General features: G+C 53.2%; 14 protein-coding genes and 1 pseudogene. 4 read left to right on the top strand and 11 right to left on the bottom strand.

Annotation, left to right across the window (positions count from 1 at the left end):
- Positions 1-131 precede the first annotated feature (131 nt).
- From rpsA to O1721_RS11755, 5 genes and pseudogenes are all read right to left on the bottom strand, one after another.
- A complete protein-coding gene (gene rpsA, locus O1721_RS11775; RefSeq protein WP_003858235.1) occupies positions 132-1,805 on the bottom strand; it encodes a 30S ribosomal protein S1 in 1,674 nt (557 codons plus the stop codon).
- A 111-nt stretch (positions 1,806-1,916) separates the two neighbouring features.
- Positions 1,917-2,600, bottom strand: a complete 684-nt coding sequence (gene cmk / locus O1721_RS11770; RefSeq protein WP_015570968.1) for a (d)CMP kinase — start codon at positions 2,598-2,600, stop codon at positions 1,917-1,919.
- 185 nt (positions 2,601-2,785) lie between these two features.
- Entirely contained in the window at positions 2,786-4,069 is a 1,284-nt protein-coding gene (gene aroA / locus O1721_RS11765; RefSeq protein WP_032647891.1) for a 3-phosphoshikimate 1-carboxyvinyltransferase, read from the bottom strand.
- A gap of 68 nt (positions 4,070-4,137) precedes the next feature.
- Positions 4,138-5,226 carry a 3-phosphoserine/phosphohydroxythreonine transaminase gene (gene serC, locus O1721_RS11760; protein WP_017384829.1) on the bottom strand — a complete coding sequence of 363 codons (1,089 nt, stop codon included), beginning with the start codon at positions 5,224-5,226 and terminating at the stop codon, positions 4,138-4,140.
- A 162-nt stretch (positions 5,227-5,388) separates the two neighbouring features.
- A pseudogene (locus tag O1721_RS11755) lies at positions 5,389-6,080 on the bottom strand (DUF421 domain-containing protein).
- A gap of 127 nt (positions 6,081-6,207) precedes the next feature.
- On the opposite strand from O1721_RS11755, the gene ycaO reads away from it, so the two are divergent.
- The 4 genes from ycaO (at position 6,208) to pflA (ending at position 12,510) form a co-directional block, all read left to right on the top strand.
- Positions 6,208-7,968: a 30S ribosomal protein S12 methylthiotransferase accessory factor YcaO gene (gene ycaO, locus O1721_RS11750; RefSeq protein ID WP_032650001.1), complete on the top strand. Its 1,761-nt coding sequence runs from the start codon at positions 6,208-6,210 to the stop codon at positions 7,966-7,968.
- A gap of 406 nt (positions 7,969-8,374) precedes the next feature.
- A complete protein-coding gene (gene focA / locus O1721_RS11745; RefSeq protein ID WP_017384832.1) occupies positions 8,375-9,232 on the top strand; it encodes a formate transporter FocA in 858 nt (285 codons plus the stop codon).
- A 51-nt stretch (positions 9,233-9,283) separates the two neighbouring features.
- On the top strand, positions 9,284-11,566 hold the full coding sequence (gene pflB / locus O1721_RS11740) for a formate C-acetyltransferase (protein ID WP_015570975.1): 2,283 nt from the start codon (positions 9,284-9,286) through the stop codon (positions 11,564-11,566).
- A gap of 203 nt (positions 11,567-11,769) precedes the next feature.
- Positions 11,770-12,510 carry a pyruvate formate lyase 1-activating protein gene (gene pflA, locus O1721_RS11735; protein ID WP_003858250.1) on the top strand — a complete coding sequence of 247 codons (741 nt, stop codon included), beginning with the start codon at positions 11,770-11,772 and terminating at the stop codon, positions 12,508-12,510.
- Positions 12,511-12,546: 36 nt separating this feature from the next.
- Here pflA and O1721_RS11730 read toward each other — a convergent pair whose 3' ends face one another.
- The 6 genes from O1721_RS11730 to serS all read right to left on the bottom strand — a co-directional run bounded on the left by O1721_RS11730 (position 12,547) and on the right by serS (position 20,055).
- A complete protein-coding gene (locus tag O1721_RS11730) occupies positions 12,547-13,068 on the bottom strand; it encodes an anti-virulence regulator CigR family protein (protein ID WP_032647890.1) in 522 nt (173 codons plus the stop codon).
- Positions 13,069-13,190: 122 nt separating this feature from the next.
- A complete protein-coding gene (locus O1721_RS11725) occupies positions 13,191-14,339 on the bottom strand; it encodes an MFS transporter (protein ID WP_032647889.1) in 1,149 nt (382 codons plus the stop codon).
- Between the two features lie 274 nt (positions 14,340-14,613).
- Entirely contained in the window at positions 14,614-15,477 is an 864-nt protein-coding gene (locus tag O1721_RS11720; protein WP_032647888.1) for a dimethyl sulfoxide reductase anchor subunit family protein, read from the bottom strand.
- 1 nt (position 15,478) lies between these two features.
- Positions 15,479-16,096: a DMSO/selenate family reductase complex B subunit gene (locus tag O1721_RS11715; RefSeq protein WP_017384835.1), complete on the bottom strand. Its 618-nt coding sequence runs from the start codon at positions 16,094-16,096 to the stop codon at positions 15,479-15,481.
- Between the two features lie 10 nt (positions 16,097-16,106).
- Positions 16,107-18,551, bottom strand: a complete 2,445-nt coding sequence (gene dmsA / locus O1721_RS11710) for a dimethylsulfoxide reductase subunit A (RefSeq protein ID WP_032647887.1) — start codon at positions 18,549-18,551, stop codon at positions 16,107-16,109.
- 211 nt (positions 18,552-18,762) lie between these two features.
- A complete protein-coding gene (gene serS / locus O1721_RS11705; protein WP_003858266.1) occupies positions 18,763-20,055 on the bottom strand; it encodes a serine--tRNA ligase in 1,293 nt (430 codons plus the stop codon).
- Positions 20,056-20,063: the final 8 nt, after the last annotated feature.

Raw genomic sequence — 20,063 nt, 5'->3', positions numbered from 1 at the left:
TTATTAAACAAGGGCGGCCGTAGCCGCCCTTTGTTATTGATTACAGGACGAATCCTGCAATCTGTCAAGTCTGCTCTCCATCCTTCGCGCTGTAAATGCGTTACAGCTCAAATGATGGTGCGAACCTGAACTTACTCGCCTTTAGCTGCTTTGAAAGCTTCAGCCATTGCGTTGTTAGAGAAGTTTGCATCTTCCTGTTTGTTCACAGTTGCGATTGCATCTTTCTCATCAGCTTCGTCTTTAGCACGAACAGACAGGCTGATTGCACGGTTCTTACGGTCAACACCGGTGAACTTAGCTTCAACGTCGTCACCAACGCTCAGAACCAGAGTTGCATCTTCAACGCGGTCACGTGAAGCTTCGGAAGCGCGCAGGTAACCTTCAACGCCGTCAGCCAGTTCTACGGTTGCGCCTTTAGCGTCAACAGCAGTCACTTTACCGTTTACGATTGCGCCTTTCTTGTTCAGTGCAACCCAGTTGTTGAACGGATCTTCTGCGAGCTGTTTAACGCCCAGGGAGATACGCTCACGCTCTGCGTCAACTTGCAGAACAACTGCTGCGATTTCGTCGCCTTTTTTGTATTCACGAACTGCTTCTTCGCCTGCAACGTTCCAGGAGATGTCAGACAGGTGAACCAGGCCATCGATGCCGCCGTCCAGGCCGATGAAGATACCGAAGTCAGTGATAGACTTGATTTTACCTTCAACACGGTCGCCCTTGTTGTGGGTTTCCGCGAACTGCTGCCATGGGTTGTTTTTGCACTGCTTCAGGCCCAGGGAGATACGACGACGTTCTTCGTCGATATCCAGAACCATCACTTCCACTACATCACCAACGTTAACAACTTTGGATGGGTGGATGTTTTTGTTGGTCCAGTCCATTTCGGAAACGTGCACCAGACCTTCAACGCCTTCTTCGATTTCAACGAAGCAGCCGTAGTCAGTCAGGTTGGTAACGCGACCAGTCAGTTTAGTACCTTCTGGGTAACGCTTAGCGATAGCTACCCATGGATCTTCGCCCAGCTGTTTCAGGCCGAGGGATACACGAGTACGCTCGCGGTCGAACTTCAGCACTTTAACAGTGATTTCGTCGCCCACGTTCACGATTTCGCTTGGGTGCTTAACGCGTTTCCACGCCATGTCGGTGATGTGCAGCAGGCCATCAACGCCGCCCAGGTCAACGAATGCGCCGTAGTCAGTGAGGTTCTTAACGATACCTTTGACTTCCATGCCTTCCTGCAGGTTTTCCAGAAGCTGATCGCGTTCTGCGCTGTTTTCGGATTCGATAACGGCACGACGGGAAACAACAACGTTGTTACGCTTCTGGTCCAGCTTGATTACTTTGAACTCAAGCTCTTTGCCTTCGAGGTGCAGGGTGTCACGGACTGGACGAACGTCTACCAGAGAACCTGGCAGGAACGCACGAATACCATTCAGCTCAACAGTGAAGCCACCTTTAACTTTGCCGTTGATAACACCGACCACAGTTTCAGCTTCTTCGTAAGCTTTTTCCAGCGTGATCCATGCTTCGTGACGTTTAGCTTTCTCACGAGACAGCAGGGTTTCGCCGAAGCCGTCTTCTACTGCGTCCAGAGCAACGTCAACTTCGTCACCAACCTGGATTTCCAGCTCGCCCTGGGCGTTTTTGAACTGCTCAGCCGGGATGGCAGACTCAGATTTCAGACCGGCGTCAACCAGTACAACGTCTTTGTCGATAGCAACAACAACGCCACGAACGATGGAACCCGGACGGGTTTCGATTTCTTTTAAGGATTCTTCAAACAGTTGAGCAAAAGATTCAGTCATGTTTAATCTTCAGGTTAATATTAACGTCCACCTGGCTCCGTGCCGGATGGGGTTGTTTCACATACCCGCCGTCAATCCATTGCAGCGGGGGTACTGCTAAATCGGTCGCGATTACGCGAGTGCCAGTTTTTGGCGCGCATATTGTAGCGCTTTTTCAATCACTTGCTCAATAGTTAAACTGGTTGAATCCAGCACTAATGCGTCTTGCGCGGGAACAAGTGGTGCGACGGCGCGGTTACGATCGCGGTCATCGCGCTCTTTTATCTCGGATAAAAGGCGATCAAAGTTAACACTAAACCCCTTTTCCTGCAACTGAAGCATGCGGCGTTGAGCACGTTCTTCTGAAGAGGCGTCAAGGAAAATTTTCACTGGCGCATCGGGGAATACCACGGTTCCCATGTCGCGGCCGTCGGCGATCAGCCCCGGCGCTTCACGGAAACCGCGCTGGCGACGTAACAGCGCTTCACGAACGCGTGGGAAAGCCGCCACCTGAGAGGCCGCATTGGCCACTTCTTGCGTACGGATTTCACCGCTGACATCTTCCCCTTCCAGGATCACTTCAAGGTTGCCATCGGTCGAGACAAAGCGCACATCCAGATGCGCAGCCAACGGTACCAGCGCTTCTTCAGACGCAACATCCACATGATGATGCAGCGCAGCCAGCGCCAGCACGCGATAGATTGCTCCCGAATCTAAAAGATGCCATTGCAATGCTTCCGCCATCGCTTTGCACAGAGTACCTTTCCCTGCGCCACTTGGCCCATCAATGGTGATTACCGGGGCAATTGCCGTCATCTTTTTCTCCTTAATTAAGGCATACCGTTTACATGAACGCCGCGCATTATACGCGCCAACGTGCGCAACTGTTACCTTTGCGTGCAAATTACGGAATGATTGAAGCAGAGTGTAGAAGAAATGAAAGAGGATGAGTGTCAGAAAGCGTAAGGAAATGCCGCATCAGGTGATGCGGCATACGATCATCAGGCCAGGGTGCTAATGCGCGCCAGCTGTTCGAAGTAGTCCGGGAACGTTTTTGCCGTACACTTCGGATCAAGGATAGTGACTGGCGTATCTGACAACGCCACCAGCGAGAAACACATCGCCATGCGGTGATCGTTGTAGGTGCCAATTTCTGCAAATTGCAGTTTTGCCGGCGGCGTGACGCGAATGTAGTCTTCGCCCTCTTCTACCTCGGCCCCCACTTTACGCAGCTCGGTTGCCATCGCGAACAGGCGGTCCGTCTCTTTCACACGCCAGTTGTAAATGTTTCGCAGCGTGGTGGTGCCTTTCGCAAACAGCGCAGCGGTGGCAATGGTCATCGCCGCATCCGGAATATGGTTCATATCCATATCGATGGCGTTCAGCTCACCGTGGGTGCAGGAGATGAAGTCATCGCCCCAGGTCACCACCGCGCCCATTTTTTCCAGCACGTCAGCAAAACGGATATCGCCCTGCACGCTGTTGCGGCCAATGCCCGTCACTTTAACCGTACCGCCTTTAATCGCGCCTGCGGCAAGGAAATAGGAGGCGGATGAAGCATCGCCTTCAACCAGGTAGTGGCCCGGGGAGTGATACTGCTGCGCTCCGCGCACCACGAAACGCTGATAAGACTGGTTTTCCACCTCAACACCAAAGGTGTTCATCAGGTGCAGGGTGATATCAATGTACGGCTTAGAAACCAGGTCGCCTTTAATGTTGATGACGGTGTCCTGTGGTGCCAGCGGTGCGGTCATCAGCAGCGCGGTCAGGAACTGGCTGGAAACGCTACCGTCAACCTCAACATTGCCGCCAGTGAATCCCCCGCGCAGACGCAGGGGCGGGTAATTTTCCTGCTCAAGATAATCAATCTGCGCGCCGCCCTGACGCAGGGCATCCACCAGATGGCCGATCGGACGCTCTTTCATTCGCGGCTCACCGGTCAGCACAATATCGTTACTCCCCAGACACAGCGCTGCGGCCAGAGGACGCATCGCGGTACCGGCGTTACCCAGGAAAAGCTCCAGCGCTTCAGCAGAATGTAACGCGCCGCCGTTACCGGTGACTTCACAACGGGTACGATCGTCAGACAGCGCGTACTGAACGCCCAACGCTTTCAGTGCATTGAGCATATGGCGCACGTCATCGCTGTCCAGCAGATTAGTGAGGACGGTGGTGCCGTTTGCCAGAGCTGCCAGCAGCAGAGCGCGGTTCGAGACACTTTTTGAACCAGGCAGATTAATGGTGCCATCTACCCGCGCGATAGGTTGTAACGTCAGGGATTCCATGAAACTCAACTCTCAACTCAACATAATAAAAACCCCGCAGGAACGCTGCGGGGGTGAAAAACAGCCAATTAACCGTGACGACGTTCGAAGTCGATCATGAAATCAGTCAGGGCTTTAACGCCCTCCAGCGGCATGGCGTTATAGATAGAGGCGCGCATTCCGCCTACCACACGGTGGCCTTTCAGCGCATGCAGACCCGCCGCGAAGGACTCTTCCAGGAACACGTTATCCAGGTTGCTGTCCGCCAGCTGGAACGGCACGTTCATGCGCGAACGGTTAGTTTTGGCGACATCGTTACGGTAGAAATCGCTCTTGTCGATCACGCCGTACAGCAGTTCAGCCTTTTGCTGATTGATCTTATCCATCTGCGCCACACCGCCTTTTTGCTTCAGCCATTTGAAGACCAGGCCGGAGAGATACCAGGCAAACGTTGGTGGGGTGTTGAACATGGAATCGTTGTCGTTCAGGACGGTGTAATCCAGAATTGACGGGCAAGACTTATGGGCTTTCCCCAGCAGGTCTTCACGCACAATAACGATAGTCAGACCCGCAGGACCGATGTTTTTCTGGGCACCCGCGTAGATGACGCCGTAGCGGCTGACATCCAGCGGGGTGGACAGAATGGTTGAAGAGAGATCCGCCGTCACAATGACATTTTCGCCAAAGTCTGGCTCTTCGTGAATGGCAATACCGTCGATGGTTTCGTTCGGGCAGTAGTGAAGATACGCGGCGTTGTCAGAAAGCTGCCACTCACTCATCGGCTTCACGGCGCGCAGACCGTCAACGGTCACTTTGGCATCGATGACATTCGGCGTGCAATATTTGTGCGCTTCTTTTACCGCACTGGCCGCCCAGTAGCCGGCATCAACGTAATCAGCGGTGGTTTTGTCGCCCAGTAGATTGAGCGGGATACCCGCAAACTGGCCGCGTCCACCGCCGTGACAGAACAATACTTTGTAGTTCGAGGGAATGTTCAGCAGATCGCGAAAATCCTTTTCTGCTTCTTCCGCCACCTGAATAAACGCTTTACCCCGGTGGCTGACTTCCATCACCGACGTACCCAGACCGTTCCAGTCACACAGCTCCTGTTGAGCTTGTTTGAGCACGTCTGCCGGTAACATTGCCGGACCTGAACTGAAATTAAAGACTTGAGCCATTTCCCCTCACCACGCTAAAAGCCATAAGTTATAACTGTGGATATCGGTTTTATCATTCAGTGACACGCGCCGCAATGTCTAAAACTGATGGCCGAAGAAATGTGCCCCTCGTCACACAATACAATCTGCCGTACCGTTGTCACAAAACCGACAAAATCGCTGTCAGGTGTTACGTTTAGCCCGGCTAACCTTCGTCCATTCTGGATTCGTACAGCGGGGGCATAATTGATGTTCGCCCGCCTGCATAACCACGACATGACTACATTTTATGCAGGCGTACTCGCCCGCTTCAGGTACAGTTTGTATCGCTCGATGAGCATATCCGGCAGGATGCACAGGCCGGGCTTCACCTCATCGTCGGAATAGTAATAGACGCTGATTTGACCATTCGTTTCCATAATCGCCAGACGCACCTGCCCCAGTTGCTCAACGCTGCTCAAACGGAGTTCCATAAAGAACTCAAACTCCGTCATATTGGCGCTTTGCACATTCTCCCAGGCCAGTTGACCATCTTCGACAATCACCACCGGCTTCCCTTCGAGCAGATCTTCCAGTTTCTCACTTTTCGACATCAGCCACATGACCAGCCGGTACAGCAGTGCAAGCGTCACGAAGACGATAAAGACCGGCACCATCGGCACATCGTCATAAAAGGCAACGTCCCCTGCCGCCGACCCCAGCGTCAGGATGATCAGCACTTCAAACAGCGACATCTGCCGCACGCCGCGACGTCCGGTGATTTTCAGAAACAGGAAAACGAGTACAAAGGTGTACAGGCTGCGCAGCGCTACTTCGCCTAAAAACTCAGGAGGGACTTTATCAAACGCCATCCGCTGGAGATCGAAAGCTTTCATTTTTTTATGCCTTAACAGTAGGTTACTGCTTATAAGCATAGTCCAGCCATTTATTTTCGCCGGAGATAGCACCCGTCACGCAAAACCCGTATCATTGCGCGCTTTACGTACGATAAAAGTGAACGCCATGACTCAAACGTTTATCCCCGGCAAAGACGCCGCTCTGGAAGATTCCATCGCTCGCTTCCAGCAGAAACTGACCGACCTGGGCTTTAATATCGAAGAAGCCTCCTGGCTGAATCCGGTGCCTCACGTCTGGTCCGTGCATATTCGCGACAAAGACTGTGCGCTGTGCTTTACCAACGGTAAAGGCGCGACCAAAAAAGCGGCGCTGGCCTCTGCGCTGGGTGAGTATTTTGAGCGTCTGTCCACCAACTACTTCTTCGCCGACTTCTGGCTGGGCGAAACTATTGCCAACGGTCCGTTCGTTCACTATCCGAACGAAAAATGGTTCCCGCTGACCGAAAACGATGAACTGCCGGAAGGCATTCTCGATGCCCGCCTGCGCGCGTTCTACGATCCGGAAAACGAACTGACCGGCAGCATGTTGATCGACCTGCAATCCGGCAATGAGGATCGTGGGATCTGCGCCCTGCCGTTCACCCGTCAGTCTGACGAGCAGACCGTTTATATCCCGATGAACATCGTCGGCAACCTGTATGTGTCTAACGGCATGTCTGCCGGTAATACCCGCAACGAAGCGCGCGTGCAGGGATTGTCTGAAGTTTTCGAGCGTCATATCAAAAACCGCATTATTGCTGAATCCATCAGCCTGCCGGAGATCCCGGATGACGTGCTGGCGCGCTACCCGGGCGTGGTGGAATCCATCGCCAAACTGGAAGCAGAAGGTTTCCCAATCTTTGCTTATGACGGCTCTCTGGGCGGCAAATATCCGGTTATCTGCGTGGTACTGTTCAACCCGGCAAATGGCACCTGTTTCGCCTCCTTCGGCGCGCACCCGGACTTCGGCGTGGCGTTGGAGCGTACCGTAACCGAACTGCTGCAAGGTCGTAGCCTGAAAGATCTCGATGTCTTTACTCCGCCAACCTTTGATGACGAAGAAGTCGCCGAGCACACCAACCTCGAAACACACTTCATCGACTCCAGCGGTTTGATCTCCTGGGATATGTTCAAACAGGACGCGGACTATCCGTTCGTGGACTGGAGCTTTGCCGGTACGACGGAAGAAGAGTTCGCCACCCTGATGGCGATCTTCAACGCGGAAGATCAGGAAGTTTACATTGCCGACTATGAACACCTCGGTGTTTACGCGTGCCGTATTATTGTGCCAGGTATGTCGGACATTTATCCGGCAGAAGATCTGTGGCTGGCGAACAACAGCATGGGCGCGCATCTGCGTGAAACCCTGCTGGCCCTGCCAGGCAGCGAGTGGGATAAAGAAGATTATCTGAACCTGATCGCCCAGCTGGATGAAGAAGGACACGATGATTTCACCCGCGTGCGCGAACTGCTGGGTCTGGCGACCGGAAAAGATAACGGCTGGTATACCCTGCGCATCGGCGAGCTGAAAGCGATGCTGGCGCTGGCGGGCGGCGATCTGGATCAGGCTTTGGCCTGGACCGAGTGGACGATGGAGTTTAACCAGTCCGTCTTCTCCGCCGAGCGCACTAACTATTACCGTTGCCTGCAAACGCTGCTCCTGCTTTCTCAGGAAGACGACCGCGAGCCATTGCAGTATCTGAATGCCTTTGTGCGTATGTACGGTGCGGATGCCGTTGAAGCTGCCAGCGCGGCGCTGAGCGGTGAAGAGCCGTTCTACGGCCTGCAAGCGGTTGACAGCGATCTGAAAGCCTTCCCGGCGCATCAGACGCTGCTGAATGCGTATGAAAAATTGCAGAAGGCAAAAGCCGCTTACTGGTCAAAATAAGCGCATATAACATTAATGGCTGTAGGCGTATTCAATCGCCTGAGCTATATTACGGGGCAATTTCATTGCCCCTTTTTTTTTATTTTTCCGCAATGACGTTTAATTGTAATAATTAAGTTAACCACGGGTAAATATAAAAACGCTTACCTGAGCTTTACTGTTACTAATTATAATAAATACTCCATTTTAATTAACTGTTCCACGGGAGGCTGAAGGAAAAAATTCAACTCTTTTCATAACTTTTAAAATTTATTTTTATACGGATAATCAAATACTTACTCCGCTTTTGCTGTAAAACCATACACACTGCGGGCCTATAAGCCAGGCGAGATATGATCTATATCAATTTCTCTTCTATAATGCTTTGTTAGTATCTCGTCGCCGACTTAATAAAGAGAGAGTTAGTGTGAAAGCTGACAACCCTTTTGATCTATTACTCCCCGCTGCGATGGCGAAAGTTGCCGAAGAAGCGGGTGTCTACAAAGCCACGAAACATCCGATGACGACGTTCTTTCTGGCCATTACGGCTGGGGTGTTCATCTCCATCGCTTTCGTCTTCTATATCACAGCCACCACCGGCACTGCCGGGATGCCTTTCGGCATAGCGAAACTGATTGGTGGTATTTGCTTCTCACTGGGCCTGATTCTCTGCGTCATCTGCGGCGCCGACCTCTTCACCTCAACGGTGCTGATTGTGGTGGCAAAAGCCAGCGGAAGAATTACCTGGGGTCAACTGGGGCGCAACTGGCTCAACGTTTACGTTGGCAACCTGATTGGCTGTCTGCTCTTTGTTCTGTTGATGTGGCTCTCTGGCGAGTATATGACCGCCAACGGCGGCTGGGGGCTTAACGTCCTGCAAACCGCCGACCACAAAATGCACCATACATTTATCGAAGCTGTTGCTCTCGGCATCCTCGCAAACCTGATGGTCTGCCTGGCGGTCTGGATGAGCTACTCTGGTCGTAGCCTGATGGATAAAGCCATGATTATGGTTCTGCCGGTTGCGATGTTTGTTGCCAGCGGCTTTGAGCACAGTATTGCGAATATGTTCATGATCCCGATGGGGATTGTTATCCGCAACTTTGCAAGCCCGGAGTTCTGGACTGCTGTAGGTTCAACCCCGGAAAGTTTTTCACACCTGACTATTATGAACTTCATTACTGATAACCTGATCCCCGTCACTATCGGGAACATTATCGGTGGGGGTCTGTTAGTTGGGTTGACATACTGGGTCATTTACCTGCGTGGCGGCGATCATCATTAATGGTTGTCTCAGGCAGTAAATAAAAAATCCACTTAAGAAGGTAGGTGTTACATGTCCGAGCTTAATGAAAAGTTAGCCACAGCCTGGGAAGGTTTTACGAAAGGTGACTGGCAGAATGAAGTCAACGTCCGTGACTTCATTCAGAAAAACTATACCCCGTATGAAGGTGACGAATCCTTCCTGGCTGGTGCAACTGACGCAACCACCAAGCTGTGGGACAGCGTAATGGAAGGCGTTAAACTGGAAAACCGCACTCACGCGCCAGTTGATTTTGACACCTCCGTTGCTTCTACCATCACTTCTCACGATGCTGGCTACATCAACAAAGCCCTTGAGAAAATCGTTGGTCTGCAAACTGAAGCACCACTGAAACGCGCAATCATCCCGTTCGGTGGTATCAAAATGGTTGAAGGTTCCTGCAAAGCGTATAACCGCGAGCTGGACCCAATGCTGAAAAAAATCTTCACCGAATACCGTAAAACCCATAACCAGGGCGTATTCGATGTTTACACCAAAGACATTCTGAACTGCCGTAAATCTGGCGTTCTGACCGGTCTGCCAGATGCCTATGGCCGTGGCCGTATCATCGGTGACTACCGTCGCGTTGCGCTGTACGGTATCGACTTCCTGATGAAAGACAAATACGCACAGTTCGTCTCTCTCCAGTCTGACCTGGAAAACGGCGTAAACCTGGAAGCGACTATCCGTCTGCGTGAAGAGATCGCTGAACAGCACCGTGCGCTGGGTCAGATCAAAGAGATGGCGGCTAAATACGGCTGCGATATCTCTGGTCCTGCAACCAACGCTCAGGAAGCTATCCAGTGGACCTACTTCGGCTACCTGGCCGCTGTTAAGTCTCAGAACGGTGCAGCAATGTCCTTCGGCCGCGTATCCACCTTCCTGGATGCGTACATCGAACGTGACCTGAAAGCAGGCAAAATCACCGAACAAGACGCTCAGGAAATGATTGACCACCTGGTCATGAAACTGCGTATGGTTCGCTTCCTGCGTACCCCAGAATATGATGAGCTGTTCTCTGGTGACCCAATCTGGGCAACCGAATCTATCGGCGGTATGGGCGTAGACGGCCGTACTCTGGTAACCAAAAACAGCTTCCGCTTCCTGAACACCCTGTACACCATGGGTCCTTCTCCGGAGCCGAACATCACCGTTCTGTGGTCTGAAAAACTGCCTCTGAACTTCAAGAAATTCGCCGCTAAAGTGTCCATCGACACCTCTTCTCTGCAATACGAGAACGATGACCTGATGCGTCCTGACTTCAACAACGATGACTACGCTATCGCTTGCTGCGTAAGTCCAATGGTTGTTGGTAAGCAAATGCAGTTCTTCGGTGCGCGTGCAAACCTGGCGAAAACCATGCTGTACGCAATCAACGGCGGCGTTGATGAAAAACTGAAAATGCAGGTTGGTCCTAAGTCTGAACCGATCAAAGGCGACGTGCTGAACTATGACGAAGTCATGGAGCGCATGGACCACTTCATGGACTGGCTGGCTAAACAGTACGTGACCGCGCTGAACGTTATCCACTACATGCACGACAAGTACAGCTACGAAGCCTCTCTGATGGCGCTGCACGACCGTGACGTCGTTCGCACCATGGCGTGTGGTATCGCAGGTCTGTCCGTTGCTGCTGACTCCCTGTCTGCAATCAAATATGCGAAAGTTAAACCAATTCGTGACGAAGATGGTCTGGCTATCGACTTCGAAATCGAAGGCGAATATCCGCAGTTTGGTAACAACGACGCTCGCGTTGATGACATGGCGGTTGACCTGGTAGAACGTTTCATGAAGAAAATTCAGAAACTCACTACCTATCGTAACGCTATCCCGACTCAGTCTGTTCTGACCATCACCTCTAACGTTGTGTATGGTAAGAAAACCGGTAACACCCCAGACGGTCGTCGTGCTGGCGCGCCATTCGGCCCAGGTGCTAACCCAATGCACGGTCGTGACCAGAAAGGTGCGGTTGCCTCTCTGACCTCCGTTGCTAAACTGCCGTTTGCTTACGCGAAAGATGGTATCTCTTACACCTTCTCTATCGTGCCAAACGCGCTGGGTAAAGACGACGAAGTGCGTAAAACTAACCTCGCGGGTCTGATGGATGGTTACTTCCACCACGAAGCGTCCATCGAAGGTGGTCAGCACCTGAACGTGAACGTGATGAACCGTGAAATGCTGCTCGACGCGATGGAACATCCTGAGAAGTATCCTCAGCTGACCATCCGCGTATCTGGCTACGCAGTACGTTTTAACTCCCTGACGAAAGAACAGCAGCAGGACGTTATTACCCGTACTTTCACTCAGTCCATGTAAGTGGAATTGACTGAAATCACGCGTTAAAAAGCGTACAATAAAGGCTCCACGCAAGTGGGGCCTTTTTAACACCCTCGCTTCATCAGTCTCTTTTGTCCGCTATCTATACTTAATGGATAACAGCCAAAACAGACTCGACATAGCCTTTGAGCTGTGCATCTACATAGGCCCCCGGATGGGCCAAATTCGGAGATATCACCGCAATGTCAATTATTGGTCGCATTCACTCCTTTGAATCCTGTGGCACCGTCGATGGCCCGGGGATCCGCTTTATCACTTTCTTCCAGGGCTGCCTGATGCGCTGCCTGTACTGCCATAACCGTGACACCTGGGACACCCATGGCGGTAAAGAAGTCACCGTTGAAGATCTGATGAAAGAGGTGGTGACCTATCGCCACTTCATGAACGCGTCCGGCGGTGGCGTGACGGCATCCGGCGGTGAAGCCATTCTTCAGGCTGAGTTTGTGCGCGACTGGTTCCGCGCCTGCCACAAAGAAGGCATTCATACCTGCCTCGACACCAACGGCTTTGTGCGCCGTTACGATCCGGTTATTGATGAACTGCTTGAAGTGACCGATCTGGTGATGCTCGATCTCAAGCAGATGAACGATGAGATCCACCAGAATCTGGTTGGCGTTTCAAACCACCGTACGCTGGAATTTGCCAAATACATTGCCAATAAAGGCGTCAAGACCTGGATCCGCTACGTGGTGGTGCCGGGCTGGTCAGATGATGATGACTCTGCACATCGTCTGGGTGAATTTACCCGGGATATGGGTAACGTGGAGAAAATTGAACTCCTGCCCTATCATGAGCTGGGTAAACATAAATGGGTGGCGATGGGTGAAGAGTACAAACTCGATGGCGTGAAGCCGCCGAAAAAAGAGACGATGGAGCGCGTCAAAGGTATTCTTGAGCAGTATGGCCACAAGGTCATGTATTAACGAAAAGGCCCGGTGAAAACCGGGCCTTTTTATATTCTATTTAAAGACGCCGTTAATAACGGAAGTCACAATCGCCGTACTTAGCGCAATTAAGACCAGGTCGTCACCTACCACGCGCCATTCATAGCCCGGATAGGAAGGAAGCTGACCCAGCATATCGGCTGGCACGGTTTTCTTCGCAATGCCCGGAGGCAGTGGCTTACCGCGCGCCAGGTTTTTCGCAATTCCCGGAGGCAGAGAGTCGTAGCCTGTTAAGCCGTAATTCAGTGCCAGATGGCGGGCATGATCGAAGCTCACGCGAGCATCCACATCATTACCGACATCTTTGCTGTTTTTAAAGCTCTTATCCGATTTCCAAGGGTTATCCTGACCGTTATTGTGTTTATTACCATGGTTACCAGCGTTCCCGTTACCATGATTGCCGCTATTACCTTGTCCGCCACCGTTTCCGTGACCACCGCCATTCCCGTTTCCTGGATTAGCCATGGCCGGAGCCGTTGCAAACGTTAAAGCCAACACTACGGCAAGTGCGGTAGTGGAAAAACGACGAGTAGACATGATTGCTGCCTTTTAGTGGTAAACTCATTTGAATTATCGCCAGGCAGTAAAAACTCACAATAAGTAAAAGTCTTATATGTGACAGGGACAAAAAAGCCTGTCATCGACAGGCTTTTAATAAGTCATGCATGGGCCACTGGCGTTGGATGTTCGCCCACTTTGCGCAGCAGCATTAACAGATAAATAAACGACACGCTGGCGATCATAATAAACAGCAGATTGTCAGAATAATTTTGCATGAGCATAGCGGTAAAAGTCGGCCCCAGTAAACTGCCGATGGTGTAACTCAGCAACAAAGCCTGGTTCATTGCAACCAGCTGGTGATGCTCAACTTTCTCACAGGCCCAGGCCATCGCGACCGGATAGAGCGTAAAGCCCGCAGCTCCCAAAATGAACAGCGCAGGCGCCATTGCGGCGTTGCTGAGCATGGCGAGACAGCCCATGATGACCACGAAAACCTGGACGCGCAGCACCAGCAGACGACCAAAGCGGTCCGCCAGGCGGCCAATCGGCCACTGCCCGACAATCCCCGCGCTGACCATCACCGCCATCCAGAAACCGATCCCGGAATCACTGACGCCCTGATGGTTAAGATAGAGCGGCATCAGGCCATAGAGCGAGCCCAGCACAATCCCGGAAATAATGCAGCCGTTAACCCCCAGACGCGCCTGGCGCAGTCTCAGCATCGGCCAGACGTGGGTAGCTTCCTGATGCTCGCTGTTTTGATTCACAATGCGGGTAAAGAGCAGCGGCAGGATCGCCGCCAGAACCATGCCCGTCACCCACGGCAGCACGCTCATCATGTCGGTTGGCAGTTTGCTGACCATCAGCTGTCCCAGAACGGTACCGACGTAGTAAACCATCATATAGGCCGCCAGCAGACGCCCTCGATTACGGGACGTTCCGCTGCACATTAGCGCACTTTCAACCACCACCCAGATCATGGCGCAGCCGACGCCCGCAATAAAGCGCCAGACCATCCAGCTCCAGAAGCCGACCATGAGGCCTAAACCGGCGCAGCCGACGGCAAAGATCAGCGACGCCAGATAATAACTGCGGTTAAAACCAAAGCGCTTAATAAGGCTGCCCGTTAATAAGGTGCCCAGCAGATTGCCCGTAAAAAAGGACGAGCTAACCATACCGACCTGCCAGGTCGGTAAGTTTTCATGGGCGAGCCATAGCGGGACGAGTGTGTTTAACACCGCGATCGCCAGGGTCAGCAAAAGCAGGCCACAGAGCAACAAAAGCACCGGGCGGGTATAGGTGGTCATGGATTAAAAACCGTGAGGAAGTTCAGATTTCGTGCGCATCATGCCACTGGCAAAAACAAAGTCAATCCACCGATTCAGGCGTCACGCACGTTATGCGCCTTGTCGATTTAAAAAACTCATCCTGCTAATGCAAAGCCTGCTACTGATATTAATTATCTATTTGTTTTTATTTATTTCCGGGAATTTTTACAACGAAACATCAGTCGAAAAATTTCATGAATGAAAAAAGAAAAGCCGGGCGCTATGTCCCGGCTTTTTATAACAAAATCTAAAATTAGCTGGCGATAGCCATACCGACCGTCATATGCAGACCGTAAAATACGCCGCGACCAATTAACTCCCCTGCCAGCACCAGCACAAAGGCCAGGGACAGTAACGGCAGCGCAGGCGAGTAACCTTTAAGCTGAGGGGCAATCCAGCACACCAGCGCCGCCGTCAGCAGCACCACACGCCAGGCCATCAGCGAACCGTAATCCGGCACCAGCGCCGAAGCCTGCTGGATAGAGCTGTGAATGGTCGCCAGCTCCGCTCCCTGCATGAGCGCGACAACGGTACTGATTACCAGCGCCAGCAGCGAGACCGCGGGCAGCAGGCGCATCGCCCAACCATTAATGCCAGCCACACGCAGCAGCAGATAACCCAGCAGCGGCCCGCCAATAAACATGGTCAGGAAGAAGCTCATCGGCGTCCAGACGCTGTACCAGGTCGGAACGGTATCGATGGTGTTGTACACCCGGACCATCATCCAGACGAAGACAACGCCCAGTACCATGGTGACGATGAGCCACAACGCGCGTAACCCTGACGGCAGCTTTTTCACCGCTGCCAGTAACCACCCCAGCCCGCCAACGGCAAAGAAGATTGCCCCGCTGGCAATCTCGTTACTCAGCGAAGAGGCACCTACGCGGTTCAGGGAGTTGAACGCGCGCATCGGTGAGCCCAGGTGCAGCGTAGAGGCGATAAACCCAATGCCCATCAACACCCACAGGCCAAACATGCTTAACACCAAACGCTGCTGCTGTTCAGCATTGAGGTTCCCTTTTAACAGCGCCAGCGCAAGGACGATAAACCCGCCCGCCACGCACTGCCCAAAGACCGTGAAGATCATCAGCGGCCATTCATGCCATCCATTTCCCATCTCACACCTCCTTCGGGTTTGCCAGGTAGCCGGTGGTGTCACCCGTCGGACGGCTGTTGGCGTTAGGTTTAATCACAATACTCGGCTTCGTGAAGTGCGCAGACGGCAGCGGCGCGACGGCAGCAAGCTGACCGTGTTTTTTGCGCAGCTCTTCAATCGGGCCAAAGTCCAGCGCGCGCAGCGGGCAGGACTCGACGCAGATGGGCTTTTTGCCGTCCGCCACGCGGCTGTGGCAGCCGTCGCACTTGGTCATGTGGCCTTTGGCGGCATTGTACTGCGGCGCGCCGTACGGGCAGGCCATGTGGCAGTAGCGACAGCCGATGCAGACATCCTCGTCCACCACCACAAAACCGTCGTCGCGCTTGTGCATTGCCCCGCTCGGGCAGACCTTGGTGCAGGCCGGATCTTCGCAGTGGTTGCAGGCAATCGACAGGTAATAGGCGAAGACATCCTGATGCCAGACGCCGTTGTCCTCCTGCCAGTCGCCGCCCGCGTATTCATAAATACGACGGAAGCTAACGTCCGGGGTCAGATCTTTGTAATCCTTGCAGGCCAGCTCGCAGGTTTTGCACCCGGTGCAGCGGCTGGAATCAATAAAAAATCCATACTGGGTTGTCATCGGTTACTCCTTACGCCTTTTCAACCTGAACGAGGTTTGTGTGGGATGGGTTGCCCTTCGCCAGCGGCGACGGACGCTGCGTAGTGAGAACGTTGATGCAGCCCGCCTGATCGATACGGTTCGCATCCGGGTTATACCAGGCCCCTTCCCCCAGCGCGACAACGCCAGGCATCATACGCGGAGTCACTTTAGCTTCGATATGCACTTCGCCACGTCCGTTGAAGATACGTACGCGATCGCCATTACTGATGCCGCGCGCTTTCGCATCCATCGGGTTGATCCACATCTCCTGTCGGCAGGCCGCTTTCAGTACGTCAACGTTGCCGTAGGTGGAGTGAACACGCGCTTTGTAGTGGAAACCGGTCAACTGAAGCGGGAATTTCGCCGTCAGCGGATCGTTGTAGTTTTCGAAGCCTGGCGTATAAATCGGCAGCGGATCGATTACGTCCCCTTCCGGCAATTCCCACGTTGCGGCAATTTTTGCCAGCTCTTCGGAGTAGATCTCGATTTTGCCCGACGGCGTGGTCAGCGGATTGGCCTGCGGATCGTCGCGGAAGGCTTTATACGCCACGTGATGCCCTTCGGGATCGCGCTGCTTGTACATGCCCTGCTTGCGGAAGGTATCGAAGTCCGGCAGGTCAGGAATGGCTTTGCGTGAGAGCGCGTGCAGATGGCGCATCCACCCTTCCTGAGTACGTCCTTCAGTGAACTGCTGCTCAACGCCAAGACGTTTCGCCAGCTCGGAAGTCATCTCATAGATGGTTTTGCACTCGAAGCGCGGTTTGATGGCCTGGTCAGTGAAGATCACATAGGACATGTTGCCGCAGGAGGCGTCCAGCGCGAAATCCATCTGCTCAGACGCAGTGCAGTCTGGAAGCAGAATATCGGCATACTTCGCCGATGAGGTCATGTGGCAGTCGATCACCACAATCATTTCGCACTTCTTGTCGTCCTGCAAAATTTCATGGGTGCGGTTGATTTCAGAGTGCTGGTTGATCAGGCAGTTACCGGCGTAGTTCCAGATCATTTTGATCGGCACGTCCAGCTTATCTTTGCCCCGAACACCGTCACGCAGCGCGGTCATTTCCGGGCCGCGCTCGATCGCGTCCGTCCACATAAACATGGAGATGCTGGTCTGAACCGGATTATCCAGCGTTGGCATACGTTCAAACGGGACTTCATACGAGCCTTCACGCGCCCCGCTATTACCGCCGTGAATACCAACGTTGCCAGTCAGAATCGAGAGCATAGAAATAGCGCGGGTGGCAATTTCGCCGTTCGCGTGGCGCTGTGGTCCCCATCCCTGGCTGATATAAGCCGGTTTGGCTGAACCAATTTCACGGGCCAGCTGAACAATACGCTCGACTGGAATGCCGGTAATGGTGGATGCCCACTCAGGGGTTTTCGCTACCCCGTCGCTGCCCTGACCAAGAATGTACGCTTTGTAATGCCCGTTAGCCGGTGCGCTGGCTGGCAGGGTCTTCTCGTCATAACCAACGCAGTATTTATCAAGGAACGGCTGATCGACGAGGTTTTCAGTGATCATCACATACGCCAGCGCATTGACCAGCGCCGCATCGGTACCAGGGCGAATAGGGATCCACTCGTCTTCACGTCCCGCGCCGGTATCGGTATAGCGCGGATCGACGATGATCATACGTGCGTTGGATTTGGCGCGCGCCTGCTCAAGATAATAGGTTACCCCACCGCCGCTCATGCGCGTTTCGCCTGGGTTGTTGCCGAACAACACCACCAGTTTACTGTTTTCGATATCCGACGGGCTATTACCGTCTGCCCAGCCGCCGTAGGTGTAGTTCAGCCCCGCAGCAATCTGTGCGGAAGAGTAGTCACCGTAATGATTGAGATAGCCGCCGCAGCAGTTCATCAGGCGCGCCACCAGCGTTTTACCCGGCGGCCAGGAGCGGGTCATGGTACCGCCCAGCGTCCCGGTGCCGTAGTTGAGGTAGATGGATTCGTTGCCGTACTCTTTGATCAGGCGCTGCATATTTGTCGCGATAATATCGTAGGCTTCGTCCCAGCTGATGCGCTCGAACTTCCCTTCCCCACGCTTACCGACGCGCTTCATTGGGTATTTCAGACGATCCGGGTTATAAACGCGACGGCGCATTGAACGGCCACGCAGACAGGCACGAACCTGATGTAACCCTTCGTAGTTATCATCGCCGGTATTGTCTGTTTCGACATATTTGATTTCACCGTCCACCACGTGCATACGCAGGGGACAACGGCTACCACAGTTAACGGTACAGGCACTCCACACCACTTTTTCCGGGGCTGAAGCGGGAGACAGAGCCTCCGCCGCCGACGCCAGACGGGTAAAAGGGAGCGTAAAGGCGCTGCTGGCAACCGCCAGACCGCCTATTGCCGTGGTTTTCATCAACCCACGGCGAGTGACCTCGGCAGCCATTAACGCTTCAGGCGCTTTGATTTTCATAAAGACTCACTTTGGTTGCTCACAAAGAAATAAAGGGCGGCATACACCGCTATATAGTTTTATGTATAACGATATTTTTGGTTATCAGTGTTTTATGCTGACTTTCGTTCGGAGGAGTATTACTACTTTAGAGGGAGGGGTTATTGCTTCGTATCAAATCAGAGGCATAAAAAAAGCGCCCTGAGGCGCTTTTTTGTCTTAGAGCAAATAATTAGCCGATGAACTGCTGGCCTTTCATGTAAGGGCGCAGCACTTCAGGGATCTCAATGCGTCCGTCAGCCTGCTGGTAGTTTTCCAGCACAGCAACCAGCGTACGGCCTACTGCCAGACCAGAACCGTTCAGGGTATGAACCAGACGGGTTTTCTTGTCAGATTTGCTGCGGCAACGCGCCTGCATACGACGCGCCTGGAAATCCCAGACGTTGGAGCAGGAGGAGATTTCACGGTAGGTGTTCTGCGCAGGCACCCAGACTTCAAGGTCGAAGGTTTTGCAGGCACCGAAGCCCATGTCGCCGGTGCACAGCGCCATACGGCGGTACGGCAGGCCCAGCAGCTCCAGCACTTTCTCAGCATGACCGGTCATCTCTTCCAGCGCGTCCATAGACTCTTCCGGACGAACGATCTGCACCATCTCAACTTTATCGAACTGGTGCATACGGATCAGACCGCGCGTATCGCGACCGTAAGAACCGGCTTCAGAACGGAAACATGGAGAGTGCGCGGTCAGTTTGATTGGCAGATCGTCTTCGTCGATGATCTCATCACGCACGAGGTTGGTCAGCGGCACTTCCGCGGTTGGGATCAGCGCGTAGTTGCTGCTGTCTGCTTCCTCGTCCAGCGGACGGGTGTGGAACAGATCGCCGGCAAATTTCGGCAACTGGCCGGTACCGTACAGCGTATCGTGGTTAACCAGATACGGAACGTAGGTTTCGCTGTAGCCGTGCTGCTCGGTGTGCAGATCCAGCATGAACTGCGCCAGAGCGCGGTGCAGATGGGCAATTTGACCTTTCATGACCACAAAGCGAGAACCCGTCAGCTTAACCGCAGCCGCAAAGTCCAGGCCCGCATGCATTTCGCCCAGCGTCACGTGATCGCGCACCTCGAAGTCAAACTCGCGAGGCGTGCCCCAGCGTTTCACTTCAACGTTGTCGTTTTCGTCTTTGCCGACAGGCACGCTGTCGTCAGGAATGTTCGGGATCGCCAGAGCGATATCACGAATTTCAGCCTGAAGAACATCCAGTTCAGCTTTCGCCTGATCCAGCTCTTCACCCAGTTTGTTCACTTCCAGGCGTAATGGCTCAATATCTTCCCCGCGCGCTTTCGCCTGGCCAATGGATTTCGATCGAGAATTACGCTCTGCTTGCAGATTTTCAGTTTGTACCTGCAAAACTTTACGACGCTCTTCAAGAGCGCGCAGCTTATCTACATCCAGCTTAAAGCCCCGGCGTGCCAGTTTTTCAGCGACTGCGTCTGGCTCATTACGCAGCAGATTGGGATCGAGCATGCTTATCC

The sequence above is a fragment of the Enterobacter cloacae complex sp. HYC033_NIDB genome (assembly GCF_056673335.1).
This window is presented reverse-complemented; position numbering and strand designations above follow the sequence as displayed.

What these genes read in the sequence shown, in the direction of transcription:
- O1721_RS11730 (WP_032647890.1), bottom strand. Translation starts at nt 13,068, where the DNA reads ATGTCTACTCGTCGTTTTTCCACTACCGCACTTGCCGTAGTGTTGGCT.
- pflA (WP_003858250.1), top strand. Translation starts at nt 11,770, where the DNA reads ATGTCAATTATTGGTCGCATTCACTCCTTTGAATCCTGTGGCACCGTC.
- rpsA (WP_003858235.1), bottom strand. Translation starts at nt 1,805, where the DNA reads ATGACTGAATCTTTTGCTCAACTGTTTGAAGAATCCTTAAAAGAAATC.
- pflB (WP_015570975.1), top strand. Translation starts at nt 9,284, where the DNA reads ATGTCCGAGCTTAATGAAAAGTTAGCCACAGCCTGGGAAGGTTTTACG.
- O1721_RS11720 (WP_032647888.1), bottom strand. Translation starts at nt 15,477, where the DNA reads ATGGGAAATGGATGGCATGAATGGCCGCTGATGATCTTCACGGTCTTT.
- serS (WP_003858266.1), bottom strand. Translation starts at nt 20,055, where the DNA reads ATGCTCGATCCCAATCTGCTGCGTAATGAGCCAGACGCAGTCGCTGAA.
- cmk (WP_015570968.1), bottom strand. Translation starts at nt 2,600, where the DNA reads ATGACGGCAATTGCCCCGGTAATCACCATTGATGGGCCAAGTGGCGCA.
- dmsA (WP_032647887.1), bottom strand. Translation starts at nt 18,551, where the DNA reads ATGAAAATCAAAGCGCCTGAAGCGTTAATGGCTGCCGAGGTCACTCGC.
- O1721_RS11725 (WP_032647889.1), bottom strand. Translation starts at nt 14,339, where the DNA reads ATGACCACCTATACCCGCCCGGTGCTTTTGTTGCTCTGTGGCCTGCTT.
- O1721_RS11715 (WP_017384835.1), bottom strand. Translation starts at nt 16,096, where the DNA reads ATGACAACCCAGTATGGATTTTTTATTGATTCCAGCCGCTGCACCGGG.
- ycaO (WP_032650001.1), top strand. Translation starts at nt 6,208, where the DNA reads ATGACTCAAACGTTTATCCCCGGCAAAGACGCCGCTCTGGAAGATTCC.
- aroA (WP_032647891.1), bottom strand. Translation starts at nt 4,069, where the DNA reads ATGGAATCCCTGACGTTACAACCTATCGCGCGGGTAGATGGCACCATT.
- serC (WP_017384829.1), bottom strand. Translation starts at nt 5,226, where the DNA reads ATGGCTCAAGTCTTTAATTTCAGTTCAGGTCCGGCAATGTTACCGGCA.